The organism is Pseudoselenomonas ruminis, from assembly GCF_008271295.1.
Classification (GTDB): Bacteria; Bacillota; Negativicutes; order Selenomonadales; family Selenomonadaceae; genus Selenomonas_A; species Selenomonas_A ruminis.
Window position 1 is genome coordinate 137742 of the sequence record NZ_VTOY01000002.1, and the last position, 12990, is coordinate 150731.

12 protein-coding genes are annotated in these 12990 nt (G+C 52.2%); 2 read left to right on the forward strand and 10 right to left on the reverse strand.

Annotated elements, in window-relative coordinates; all coding sequences use genetic code 11:
* Positions 1 to 20 precede the first annotated feature (20 nt).
* From tpiA to FZ040_RS04385, 7 genes are all read right to left on the reverse strand, one after another.
* Positions 21 to 770, reverse strand: coding sequence for a triose-phosphate isomerase (tpiA, locus tag FZ040_RS04355; RefSeq protein ID WP_149170885.1), 750 nt, complete (start codon positions 768 to 770; stop codon positions 21 to 23).
* Positions 771 to 1002: 232 nt separating this feature from the next.
* On the reverse strand, positions 1003 to 2196 hold the full coding sequence (locus tag FZ040_RS04360; RefSeq protein WP_149170886.1) for a phosphoglycerate kinase: 1194 nt from the start codon (positions 2194 to 2196) through the stop codon (positions 1003 to 1005).
* Between the two features lie 108 nt (positions 2197 to 2304).
* Complete coding sequence (gene gap, locus FZ040_RS04365) at positions 2305 to 3315, reverse strand: type I glyceraldehyde-3-phosphate dehydrogenase (RefSeq protein WP_033171499.1); 1011 nt, start codon at positions 3313 to 3315, stop codon at positions 2305 to 2307.
* Between the two features lie 284 nt (positions 3316 to 3599).
* Positions 3600 to 4997 (reverse strand): thioether cross-link-forming SCIFF peptide maturase, encoded by a 1398-nt coding sequence (scfB, locus tag FZ040_RS04370; protein ID WP_149170887.1) that lies wholly within the window; start codon positions 4995 to 4997, stop codon positions 3600 to 3602.
* A 231-nt stretch (positions 4998 to 5228) separates the two neighbouring features.
* A complete protein-coding gene (scfA, locus tag FZ040_RS04375) occupies positions 5229 to 5366 on the reverse strand; it encodes a six-cysteine ranthipeptide SCIFF (protein ID WP_075429106.1) in 138 nt (45 codons plus the stop codon).
* Between the two features lie 68 nt (positions 5367 to 5434).
* Complete coding sequence (locus FZ040_RS04380; protein ID WP_187620243.1) at positions 5435 to 6208, reverse strand: histidinol-phosphatase HisJ family protein; 774 nt, start codon at positions 6206 to 6208, stop codon at positions 5435 to 5437.
* 2 nt (positions 6209 to 6210) lie between these two features.
* Positions 6211 to 6477, reverse strand: coding sequence for a TIGR03905 family TSCPD domain-containing protein (locus tag FZ040_RS04385; protein ID WP_149170889.1), 267 nt, complete (start codon positions 6475 to 6477; stop codon positions 6211 to 6213).
* A 177-nt stretch (positions 6478 to 6654) separates the two neighbouring features.
* On the opposite strand from FZ040_RS04385, the gene FZ040_RS04390 reads away from it, so the two are divergent.
* Positions 6655 to 8538, forward strand: coding sequence for a sensor domain-containing diguanylate cyclase (locus FZ040_RS04390; protein ID WP_149170890.1), 1884 nt, complete (start codon positions 6655 to 6657; stop codon positions 8536 to 8538).
* A gap of 102 nt (positions 8539 to 8640) precedes the next feature.
* The gene (locus FZ040_RS04395; RefSeq protein ID WP_255448748.1) at positions 8641 to 9843 is read left to right on the forward strand and encodes an MFS transporter; all 1203 of its coding nucleotides are present in this window, start codon (positions 8641 to 8643) and stop codon (positions 9841 to 9843) included.
* Positions 9844 to 9930: 87 nt separating this feature from the next.
* On the opposite strand, the gene FZ040_RS04400 is transcribed toward FZ040_RS04395, so the two are convergent.
* From FZ040_RS04400 to rnmV, 3 genes are all read right to left on the reverse strand, one after another.
* Positions 9931 to 11436 carry a Na+/H+ antiporter NhaC family protein gene (locus FZ040_RS04400; protein ID WP_149171071.1) on the reverse strand — a complete coding sequence of 502 codons (1506 nt, stop codon included), beginning with the start codon at positions 11434 to 11436 and terminating at the stop codon, positions 9931 to 9933.
* 111 nt (positions 11437 to 11547) lie between these two features.
* Positions 11548 to 12429 (reverse strand): 16S rRNA (adenine(1518)-N(6)/adenine(1519)-N(6))-dimethyltransferase RsmA, encoded by an 882-nt coding sequence (rsmA, locus tag FZ040_RS04405; protein WP_187620244.1) that lies wholly within the window; start codon positions 12427 to 12429, stop codon positions 11548 to 11550.
* Positions 12426 to 12971: a ribonuclease M5 gene (gene rnmV, locus FZ040_RS04410; RefSeq protein WP_149170891.1), complete on the reverse strand. Its 546-nt coding sequence runs from the start codon at positions 12969 to 12971 to the stop codon at positions 12426 to 12428. The genes rsmA and rnmV overlap by 4 nt, the downstream gene beginning before the upstream one ends.
* Positions 12972 to 12990 lie beyond the last annotated feature (19 nt).

The window sequence follows — 12990 nt, forward strand, 5'->3', positions numbered from 1 at the left end:
AGATACTACCCTTCTAAGAATCAGTAGTTAACGATCTGGCTGAAGTCCTGAGCCTTCAGGGATGCGCCACCTACGAGTGCGCCGTCAACGTTCGGCTGTTTCATGAGATCTTTGATCGTAGCCGGTTTTACGCTGCCGCCGTACTGGATGCGGATAGCATCAGCTGCATCCTGGCCGAATTTCTTCGCAACAGCCTCACGGATAGCTTTGCAGACTTCCTCAGCCTGCTCGAACGTAGCCGTTTTGCCCGTGCCGATAGCCCAGATCGGCTCATAAGCGATAACGAGTTTAGCAACCTCGGAAGCCTCGAAGCCTTCGAGAGCAGCGTTGATCTGAGCAACGACATGGTCGATGTACGTGCCAGCTTCGCGAATCTCGAGGGACTCACCGCAGCAGATGATCGGCGTGATGCCAGCAGCGAAAGCAGCGCGAGCGCGTTTGTTTACGCCCTCGTCCGTCTCACCGAAGTAGTCACGGCGCTCGCTGTGGCCGAGAACGACGTAATCAACGCCGATTTCGTTAAGCATGCCCGTGGAGATTTCGCCCGTGAAAGCACCATTTGCTTCCCAATGAACGTTCTGCGCACCAACATGGATGTTCGTGCCTTTGACTGCAGCAGCGACAGAGGACAGAGCCGTAGCCGTCGGGCAGACAACAACGTCAACCGTTGCATCTTTAACGAGCGGAGCCAGAGCCTTTACGAGCTCAACACCCTGTGCAATCGTGTTGTTCATTTTCCAGTTACCAGCAATAATCGGAGTTCTAGCCATTATATAAAAGCCTCCCTAATTAAATCTTATATCTATGAGGCTTGCTTTTTCGAGCCAACCTCATCCGCCCCTGCGGGGCACCTTCCCCCTCAGGGGAAGGCTTTCATGACATCGCGTCATTCTTCCGGCGCCCAAGGAAGGGCGCCCGCGGCCGTATATTCCCCGGATGGAATATCCGGCCGCAGTTTCTTTTGGTACTTTTCTTTGCCCCAAAGAAAAGTACTAGGAATCCTTATTTATCTGCGATAGCTGCAATGCCCGGCATCTCTTTGCCCTCGAGGAACTCGAGCGTAGCGCCGCCACCCGTGGATACATGGGAAATCTTGTCCGTCAGGCCCGTCTTCTTCAGAGCTGCAACGGAGTCACCACCGCCAACGATGGAGACAGCGCCCTCATCCGTAGCTTTAGCAACAGCCTGAGCAACAGCCAGCGTACCGTTTGCGAATGCGTCGAACTCGAATACGCCCATCGGTCCATTCCAAACAACCGTCTTAGCGCCTTTGAGAGCCTCGACATATTTCTCGGACGTCTTCACGCCGGAATCAAGAGCCTGCCAGCCCTCCGGAACTTTGTCAACGTCAACCGTCTGCGTGTTGGCATCAGCTGCGAACTTGTCAGCGATAACGAGGTCAACCGGCAGGATAACCTCAACGCCCTTCTCCTCAGCTTTCTTGAGGAGCTCGCGAGCGAGATCGTATTTGTCCGGCTCGCAGAGGGAGTCACCGATTGGCAGGCCTTTAGCTGCATCGAAAGTATGAGCCATGCCGCCGCCGATGATGATTTTGTCGACTTTCTCAATCATGTTGTTGATAACGCCGATTTTATCGGAAACTTTAGCACCGCCGATGATAGCGACGAACGGATGCTGCGGAGCCTCAAGCGTCTTGCCGATGTAGTTGATTTCTTTTTCCATCAGGAAACCAGCAACAACTTCAACGTACTGAGCGATACCGGCATTGGATGCATGGCCGCGGTGGGAAACACCGAAAGCATCGTCAACAGCAACATCAGCCAGGGATGCGAGCTGTTTTGCAAATTCCGGATCGTTTTTCTTCTCAGCTTTGTGATAACGGAGGTTCTCGAGGAGCAGAACTTCGCCAGCCTTCAGGTCAGCAGCAGCCTTCTCAGCCTCAGCACCAACGCAGTCCGAAGCCCATTTTACCTCTTTGCCGAGGAGCTCGGACAGATGAGCAACGAGGTGCTTCGTGGAGAACTGCGGCTCACGAGCCTCAGAAGGACGGCCGATATGGCAAGCCAGGATTACAGCCGCACCATTGTCGAGCAGATAGTTGATGGTCGGCAGCGTGCGGACCATACGCGTATCGTTGGTGATGTTCTGGTTCTCATCGAACGGGACATTGTAGTCGACGCGGACAAATACTTTTTTGCCTTTGACGTCAATGTCTTTGATGGTTTTCTTATCCATGTTGAAACCTCCAAAATAATCTTTACATGATAAAAAAATTGAGGTCCGGCCCAAGTTTTAGGCCGGACCTCAAAAGATCTTCGTTTTGTTCAGTTACGAATCAAACAATTAGCCGAGTTCAGCGAAGTATTTGATCGTGCGAACCATCTGGCTCGTGTAGCTGTTCTCGTTGTCGTACCAGGAAACAACCTGAACCTGCGTGCCACCCTCAACCGGGTTAACCATGGTCTGCGTAGCATCGAACAGGGAACCGAAACGCATACCAACGATATCGCTGGATACGATCTCATCCGTGTTGTAACCGAAGGACTCCGTAGCCTGAGCCTTCATAGCCTCGTTAACCTGCTCAACGGAAACGCTGCCTTTAACAACAGCATTGAGGATCGTCGTGGAACCCGTCGGGGTCGGAACGCGCTGTGCAGCACCGATCAGTTTGCCTTTGAGTTCCGGAATTACGAGGCCGATAGCTTTAGCAGCGCCCGTGGAGTTCGGAACGATGTTGCAAGCTGCTGCACGGCTGCGACGGAGGTCGCCTTTACGCTGCGGGCCATCGAGAGTCATCTGGTCGCCCGTGTAAGCGTGAATCGTGCACATGATACCGCTCTGGATCGGAGCGAGGTCGTTCAGTGCTTTAGCCATCGGAGCAAGGCAGTTCGTCGTGCAGGATGCAGCGGAGATAACCTTGTCTTCCTTCGTCAGCGTCGTGTGGTTAACGTTGTATACGATCGTCGGGAGGTCGTTACCAGCCGGAGCGGAGATAACAACTTTCTTAGCGCCTGCAGCCAGGTGTGCAGAAGCTTTCTCTTTGGAAGTGTAGAAACCAGTGCACTCGAGAACAACGTCAACATCATGTTTAGCCCAAGGAATGTCTTTTGCATCCTTCTCAGCATAGATCATGATCTCTTTGCCGTTGACTTTGATGCTGTTTTCGCCAGCTTCAACCGTATCAGCATATTTGTACTTACCCTGCGTGGAATCGTACTTGAGCAGGTGTGCGAGCATTTTCGGGCTCGTGAGGTCGTTGATTGCAACAACTTCATAACCCTCAGCGTCGAACATCTGACGGAATGCGAGACGGCCGATACGGCCAAAACCATTGATAGCTACTTTTACTGCCATTTGAAAAATACCCCCTAAATTCTTTAGAAGTTCAGTTCTTACAGGTCTAATAATACAATAAGCAAAGAGGAAATGTCAATGTTTTTATCATAAATTTGACCAATTATTATATGAATCGGTTTCATTGTTTTCTGACTTTTCTGTATGAATAAATAACAATACTCTTTCGCTTTGTCAAATGAGGTAAACGCAGATAAACAATAGGAACACCTGCCAAAAATAGCAAAAAGTGACAAGCTGTAAAGCTTGTCACTTTCGGTATGACATATAAATATTATTTATGATTATTTATCGCTATCATCATCCATCTTTTCAAGCGCCAGCAAGGCCTGTACGTAAATGGCACATTCAAGACGCTTTTTCTGGATTTCGCAGCCGACTTCATACGGCTTGCGGATATCGCCATGGAAAAGATCGGCATTTGCATGGCAGCCGCCCGAGCAGAAGAAGCGCGACCAGCAGTCACTGCACTTCTCTTTATTCAGGACATGGCTCTCGCGGAAATACTGGCTCGTTTCTTTATCCGTGATACCCGTATCCACGGTACCGATTTTATACTTCTCACGGCCGACGAACTGATGGCATGGATAGAGGTCGCCATTTTCGGCAACGGCTACATACTCATGACCAGCGCCGCAGCCCGACAGGCGTTTCGCCACGCAGGGGCCATTCGACAAATCCATATTGAAATGGAAGAAGAAGAAGCCCTTGCCCTCGCGATGACGCTTCATATAAGCCTCAGTCAAGCGATCGTACTCTTCGCGGATGCGCGGCAAATCCTCCTCGGTAAAGCCGAGCGGATTGTCTTTGAGGACTACCGGCTCCATCGACAGGATGTCAAAGCCCTCGTCGTTCATCGACAGGACATCCTTCGTGAAGTCCATGTTGTTCTTCGTATAAGTACCGCGCAGGTAAGTATAGACACCGCGGTAGTCGTAGTCACCGCCCTTGCGGCTGGCCAGGCATTTCTTGAAGTTGGCAATCGCGCGGTCGTAGCTGCCCTGGCCGCCAGCCAGCGGGCGCATGGCATCGTGGACTTCCTTGCGGCCATCGAGCGAAAGCACGAGAGCAAAGTCGTTGTCGTTGAGCCACTTGATGTTCTCATCGTTCAGCAGGATGCCGTTCGTCGTCATCGTGAGCTTGAACTTCTTGCCCGTCTCCTTCTCACGCTGGCGCGCATATTCCGTAACGGCCTTGACCGTCTTCATATTCATCAACGGCTCACCGCCAAAGAAATCCATCTCAAGATGTTTGCGCGGGCCGCTGGCCTTAATCAGATAATCAACCGCCTTCTTGCCGACTTCCGGCGTCATGATCGCGCGCTCCTGGCCATAGCTGCCGCCATCGCCAAAGCAATACTTGCAGCGCAGGTTGCAGTCCTGGGCAATCATCAGGCAGATGGATTTCACAAGGCCCGTCTGCTTGAACGTCGGCGGAACATTGATGTCTGGCGCAAAAAGCTCACCGGCAGCCATGAGCTCGTGGAGTTCTTCCAAAGCTTCCTTGAGGTCTGCCTGCGGATACTTGCCCTCGAGTGCGCTGAGTACCGCTTCATCATTCGTGCCGTCAAACGTATCCATCATCTCATAAATCATCTTATCGATAACATGAACAGCACCACTGTTGATATCCAACAGGATATAGGTACCGTTCTGCTCAAATTTATGGATTCTTGCTTTCATTCTGTTCTCCTTAATTATGATGCTATATAAAACGGAAAAGGAGCTGTGATAAAAGCATGTGGCAGATTACCCACATACTTTCTCACAGCTCCCTTTAGCCTTCCCCCTCTGGGGAAGGGGAACCGCGTAGCGGTGGATGAGGTAACTCTTTCGACTACCACCTCATCCGTCAGCCTTCGGCTGCCACCTTCCCCCAAGGGGAAGGCTTTATTCAGCCCCATAATGCGATACTTATTTCTCGCAAACCTGGTTGCCGACCGTGCAGGAAGTCTTGCATGCGGACTGGCAGGAAGCCTGGCACTCGCCGCAGCCGCCCGTCTTGAGCGTAGCCTGCATCTTCGGCTTGTTGACCGTCTTGATGTGTTTCATCATTAGCCCTCCTATCAAAAATAGAATCTCATCCTATTATATCCTCTTTTCCCTGGCAGTACAAGGAATTATTTCTGACAACTTTCCCGCAGGCGGCCGCAGAACGTAACGACCGAAAGCTTCAGCGCCTCGGCAAAATCAAGTGCTAAATCAAAATGCGCGCCAATGGCATCGGCAGTATGGGCATCCGACCCCAATGTGATTTCACGGCCGCCTAATTCGCGGTAACGCTTGTAGACAGGCACGAGTTCCTTTAATGCCAGCCGGTCGCCAAGGCGGCGGGTGTTAAGTTCTAACACCGTATCGGTTTCCACCACCGCCCGCAGGACCTCATCGACATCCTCGGAAAAATCGCCGTACTCAAGCTCGGGATTTTCATACGGTGCATAGCGGGCGATATAATCGATATGCGCCAGAACATCAATAAAGGTATGACGGCGCACGTTATCAGCCATAGCGGTAAAATACCGATGATAAAAGTCGGCTTTGGACAAATCGCCATAGCTTTCCTTATAATAGATGTCTTTGCCCTCCACCATGTGAATGGCACCGACGACGAGGTCAAATGGCAGCCATTCGGTAAATTCGCGGCTGCGGTCACAAGTAGCTGCCTGCATGCCTACTTCCACGCCCAGGCGAAGTTTGCCGCCGCGCAGGTGTTCATAGGCATTCCAATAATCATCGGGGTTGAACGTGAAATCAATCTCCCCGGGATAATCAAGGTCCAGGTGCTCCGTAAACACCAAGCCTATTCCCAAACGCTCGGCCGCCGCCAGTGCATCGGCAGCCTTCATTTCCGAGTCCCCCGAAAATTCGGTATGGCTATGACTGTCAAAAATCATATTCAGCCTTCTTTCTGCTCAGCCGCATAGGCCTCACGCAGGGCAATGGCCAGCTGGTCCGGACACGAGGTCGGTTTGCCGTTGCACGTATTGCCCGTAAAGCGTTCAATGACAAAATCCATATCCATCCCCTCGACGAGTTTGGAAATCCCCTTGAGGTTGCCGTTGCAGCCACCCTCAAAGGCTACCTTCTTGATGACTTTGCCATCGAGCTCCACCGTGATTTTTCTCGCACAAGTGCCTTTCGTCTTATATTCGTAAATGCTCATTGCTCTCGCTCCTTTTCCTTAACTTCCTAATTCTTTCTCCTATCTTACTGAATTTTTCTCCGATTTTCAATTACTCGCTTATTATTTTTTTATAAATCGCTCATATTTCATTGGTAAATATGTCCCACATCGGCTATAATTACAAATAGATTATTAACTCATTAGAAGGGATTCACCATGAGCACAATAAAACACCAGATACCGGCTGCATTCGGTGACGATGTATTCTCGGCACTGGAAAATTTTGACCACCGGATTTACTTCCGTTGGGACTTAACTACCGATAAACTGGAATTAAAACAACCGATTGCCCATCATTCGTATGATATTGGAACCGATCTCTCGGATGCCTCCACCAAACTTTGGCACACAGGCCTCATCCATCCGGACGACCTCCACATATTCCGCTATTTCCTGCACAAAATCTACCACAGCCGCTCGCGTTATCTCGGACGCACCTGCAACCAGGCCTGCAAAATCCGGCTTCGCAGTCATAGGCAGACCGACTACATCTGGTCAGAAATCCATATCATCACCTACTTCGATGAGCGCCAGCCGGTCATTGCCTTTGGCAATATACGCAACATCCAGGCGCAAAAGCTCTGGCAGCAGCGCATCGAACACGAAGCCTTCTTCGACAAGCTCACTGGCCTGCTGAACAAAGAGACCTCACGCCACCGTATTTCCGAATACCTGGACTCCCTCGCCGCCGGTGACGAGCAGGCGGGCCTGCTGCTCATCGACGCCGACGGGTTCAAAGACATCAACGATAGTTTTGGCCATCTCTTCGGCGATGCAGTGCTCGCCGATATGGGCAATGCCATCAGTCATAATTTCCGCCAGTCCGACATAAAAGGGCGCGTTGGCGGTGATGAGTTCGTCGTCATGTTCCGCAACCTCCACGATATGGACGTTTTGCACGAGCGCTGCTGCTCACTCATCCAAAAGCTGCAGCGCCAGTACCAAAGCGGCACCCAGACCCTGCCCTTTTCCATCAGCGTCGGCGTATCCCTCTACCCGGAACATGGCACCGATTACGCGGAACTGTTCAAACATGCCGACCGGGCACTTTACGAAGCGAAAAGCAAGGGCAAAAATCAATACGTCATCTATCATAACAGTCTGTTCAACCAAGCGGCGTCAGCCAAGTCTCGTGTCCCCAACGATTTTGAAGACCTTCAGCAGAAAGCCTTTAAGGACAATATGATTGAATTCATCTTCAAACTTCTCTACGAGACCAACAGCCCGGATGCAACGATTTCCCTGTCGCTATCCATGTTTGGCAAACGCTTCAACCTCGACCGGGTTGCCCTCGACCTCTTTGACCCGGATACCAACCAATACACCACGACCTATGAATGGCTCAGCCCACATGGCGTTTCGCTAAAGCCCGATGCGCAAAGTGCTGGTATTTCTGCCATGGCCGCCCAGCGAAACAGCTTCATCCAAAACCATTACAAGGCAACCTCCTATGGTGTCATGTCCATTTTTGAGGACACAACCAAAGCCGACAGCCAATATCAGCCCGCCTTTGACGCCTTGCACCTCGGTGCTTTTGCTCACTGCATGATAACGCACGGCTCCGACACCCTCGGCTGTATCGGCTTCGAGAGCCGTAAGCCGCGTTCCTTTGATGATGAATGTATTCATGCCCTCAGTATCTTTGCCGTCATCCTCGGCAACATTCTTTTGACCTCTTATTCTGATGATAAACTGCGCCAGCAAAACAGCCATCTCCGCGATCTGCTGGATCACATGCAGGAAATGGTCTATATCGTGGATAAGATAACCCTGATGCCGCTATACTTCAATCAGGCAATACGGCAAACGCTATTGGAAACCTCTGCCGGACATCCCTGCTACGAACTATTCCACCAGCGCATGACCCCTTGTCCAGATTGTCCCGTACAGAAGCTTTCCGGCGAAGGCAGTGAATACATCGCCTGCGAGCTTAGCAACTGGGACAAGGAACGCCCCACTACCACCCGAGCTTGCAATCTTCATTGGAACCAAAACGAAAACGAGCCGCCGCTGGCCCTCGTCATACAGGAACCCTTCTAGATAAAAAGCAGTCCACTAAAATCGACGGACTGCTTTTTTACTTGCATAGTGCTATACTTATCCTTATGATATATCGAGTTCAATAAAAGTGAGGCCTTCTTTATGATATCCAATATTCCGCTATGGAAAAAGAATCTATTGATTTGCTGCCTGGCATCGTTTATCGTCTCCATCGGCATGAGCCAGATGGCGCCAATCCTGCCGCTCTACATCGCCGAACTCGGCGTCGACAATCCCGCCGACGTCGCCCGTTGGGCTGGCATCGTCTTTGGCTGCAACTTCATCAGTCTTGCCATCTTTTCGCCAATATGGGGCAGGCTTTCGGATCGTTTTGGCCGCAAGCCGATGATTCTGCGCGCCTCAGGCTGGCTCGGCCTCATCATGATTGGCATGGGCTTTGCGCAAAGCGTCTGGCACCTCGTCATCCTGCGCCTGCTGCAGGGCTGTCTCAGCGGCTTCCAGGCTGCCGTCATCCCGCTGCTCGCCCAGGAAACGCCGAAAAAGCACTCGGGTTGGGCGATGGGAATGTTCTTTACGGCCCAGGTATCGGGCGGTCTTATGGGGCCGGTATTTGGCGGCTGGCTCAGTGAGACCATCGGTTTCCGCAATTCATTTTTGTGCATCGGCACCTGCTGCCTGCTCGGTTTTCTTGCGCTGACGCAGGTTCATGAAACAAAAAAGACCGCCCGCACCGAAAGTGCCGACAGCCCCTGTCCCTCGTTTCGCAGCCTGCCCCAGCGCAATGTAATTCTTGGCGTATTCCTGACTACGGTATTGCTTCACTTCTCGCTGACCTGCGTAGCGCCGCTCCTGACCGTCTACATACAGGAAATCGCCGGCAACATCGACCATATAGCCATCGTATCGGGAGCGGTCTTCTCAGCAGCCGGTTTTGCGAGCATGCTGTTTGCCTCGCGCCTCGGAAAACTTGCCGACCGCATTGGCTCCGAACGCATTCTGTTCTCCTGCCTGCTGCTCTCGGGCCTCGTCTCCATCCCACAGGGATTCGTCACGGCCCCGTGGCAGCTCGGCGTCCTGCGCTTCTTCCACGGCATCGCCATCGCCGGCCTCATGCCCTCGACCAATAACCTCATCCGCCAGCTCGCCCCGCCAGCACTGATGGGGCGCATCTTCGGCTTCAACCAGTCGGCCCAATTCATCGGCATGTTCAGCGGCGCCTTCTTCGGCGGCCAACTAGCCGCCCTAATCGGCATCCGCAGCCTATTCCTGCTCGTTGCGGCATTGTTGATTGTTAATGCTATGTGGTGCAAAATCCAAATCTCTCATAATAATACCGTAAGTTGACAATACACAAATCTAACAAAAAATAAAGGAAGGTCAGTTAATCCCTCAGACTAACTGACCTTCCTTTATTTTTTACAACTCGTGATTTTATTCTTTGTCCAACGATGGCACTTTGGTCATGATGCTGGCCATTACGGCGGCCAGGCAGACCAAGGCGGCGCCGAGGCCGAGCCAGCCGTTAGCGGTGATGCCGTCGACTACGTAACCAATTACACAGCAGCCTGCTACCGTCATGACGTATGGCAGCTGCGTGTTGACGTGGTCAATGTGATGACACTGGGCACCGGCCGACGCGAGGATTGTCGTATCAGAAATCGGCGAAGCATGGTCACCGCCGACAGCACCAGACAGGATAGCTGCTACACAGACGACGAGCATATTCGGGTCCATGCCGACAACTGCTACCGCAATCGGGATAAGGATACCGAAAGTTCCCCAGGACGTTCCCGTTGCAAAGGCCAGGCCCATAGCCACGAGGAAGAAAATCGGCGGCAGGAACATGATAAGCGATGCGTTGGCACTGACGATACCGCCAACGAAACCACCGAGGTTCAGATATTTATCACTGCAGATACCCGAAAGCGTCCAGGCAAGGCAGAGGATAAAGATTGCCGGCGTCATGGCCTTGAAGCCCCAGCCGAAACTGTCACAGAAGGCATTGAACGAAATGACTTTGCGCGGCAGATAGAGGAAGCCTGTAAAGATAAACGCGATAAAGGAACCAAGTACCAAAGACTTCGAAGAATCGCAGTTCGCAAAGGCATCGGCGATGCTCTTGCCCTCATGAATGCCGCCCGTGTAAAGCATGCCATAAACGCAGGCCGCAATCAGAACGAATAACGGCAGCAGCAGATCGATGATTTTGCCATTGCCTTCCTCTTCATGCTTGATGCCTGTCGTATCCTGATATTCTTTGGGAACGACAAAGTTCTCATTGCTTTCGCGGACGCTCTTAGCCATCGTGCTGTAGTCACGGCCCGTCCAAATCAGGAAAACCATGAAGATAAGCGTCAGCCATGCGTAGAGATTGAACGGAATCGTCTGCAGGAACAGCGAGAAGCCATCAATCTCACTGCCCTCCGGCAGCGAGGAACCTACCGCAGCCGCCCAGCTCGATACCGGAGCGATGATGCAGATTGGTGCCGCCGTCGCATCGATGATATACGCGAGCTTCGTGCGCGCAATCTTGAATTTATCGGTGACCGGACGCATAACCGTACCGACCGTCAGACAGTTGAAATAATCATCGATGAAAATGACCAGTCCCAAGAGCGCCGTGACCAGCGAAGCACTGCGCTTGCCATTGATGGCTCTAGCCGCCCATTCACCATAGGCGCGCGTCGCACCACTGCGCGTGATGGCCGCTACGAGAATGCCGAGGATGACGAGGAATACGAGAATGTTGACATTGCCGCCAACTTTATCCGACATTACCGCGAACATCGTCAGAATGGATTCGAGGATATTGCCGCCCGTAAAGAGCAACGCACCGGAAAAAATGCCGATAATCAGCGACATATAAACTTCTTTCGTCCAGAGAGCCAACGCAATCGTGATGACTGGCGGCAATACAGACCAGACGGATTCTGCCATGAACATAACCTACCTTCTGTTATACTTGTACATTACAACATTACAATTTTACATACTTTATTTTTCACGTGTACTATTGTATAACATTTTTTGCATAGTATCAATAAAAATTTAAGCATTTTTTGCAAGCTTTGTGAATTCATCCGCGAGCTTCGCAAACTCCTCGAGCGAGAGCGTCTCACCGCGGCGTGTCATTTCAATGCCAGCGGCCTCCATCGCATCGCGGACCTGCTCCTTCGGGAAACCGCCTCCCTTCAAGGCATTCGAAAGAGTTTTGCGGCGCTGGCCAAAGGCTGCCTTTACCACCCGGAAGAACATCTTCTCGTCCATGACGTCAACGGCTGGCGTTTCACGAACCTTGCAGGCGATGACGACGCTGTCGACTTCCGGCGCGGGGATAAAGGAACGCGGTGGAACGTCGAGGACAATTTCCGGTTCCGTATAATACTGGACGGCTACCGACAGGGCACCATAGGTACGGGACCCCGGCTTAGCAATCATGCGCTCGGCAACTTCCTTCTGCACCATCGTGACCATGCGCGTAATCGGCAGGTGACGCTCCAAAAGCGCCATGAGAATCGGCGTCGTGATATAGTACGGCAGGTTAGCCGCTACCTTGAACGGCCCTTCCCCCATGATTTCTGGAATGTTTACCTTGAGAATATCCCCCGGCACAATCGTGACATTGTCATAAGCCTTGAGCGTCTCAGCGAGCACCGCTGGCAGTTTCTTGTCGAGCTCGACCGCCGTTACCTCAGCGCCCGCCTCGGCGAGGCCCTGGGTCAGCGTGCCAATACCCGGGCCGATTTCCAGCACGCGTTCGCCCAGCTGAATCTCGGCGGCATCGACGATGCCCTGCACGATGCTTGCATCAATCAGGAAGTTCTGGCCGAGTTTCTTGCTCATACGCAGGCCGAAAGCTTTCAAAATATGATTGGTTACGGAACGGCTGGCAATTTTCGGCTGTAAAATTTCTTCATCCTGGTGGTTCATACTTCCTCCTTATCAAGCTGCGCCACTGCAGCGTCAAATTCTTCTCTCGTTACTCCATAGTGATTGAGCCGCTTCAAAAATGTCTTGGCATTGGCAAAGCCAAGGCCGAGGATAGCGCCCAAACGGGCACGGCGGCGGCTGGCACTCTCAGCCCCCGACAGGTCGTTCATGATGAGGTCGGCTCCCGTAAAATTCTTCGTCGGTTCCCAGTCCAGTGTACGGACTTTCTCGAGCGCCTTGCGGATCGCATCGGGCTTGGCCTGTTCGATGCCGATATCGTCGTTATCCGTAGCATCTTCTACCGGCACAAAGGCGTGCTTGGCATTCGGAAAGCGGCGCGAAAGATACAGACGGATGCGCTCGCCCGCCGAATCCGGGTCAGTCATGATGATGATGCCGCGTTTCTTGTAGGCCTGCTCGATATTCTTGAGGGCCTGGGGCTTCAGGTTAAACCCCTCGGTGATGATGCAGTCGGCCTCGACGGCCTTGTCGATGGCTACAACGTCCATCTTGCCCTCGACGACTAATACTTCTTTTATCATAAAAAACTCCTCATATCCT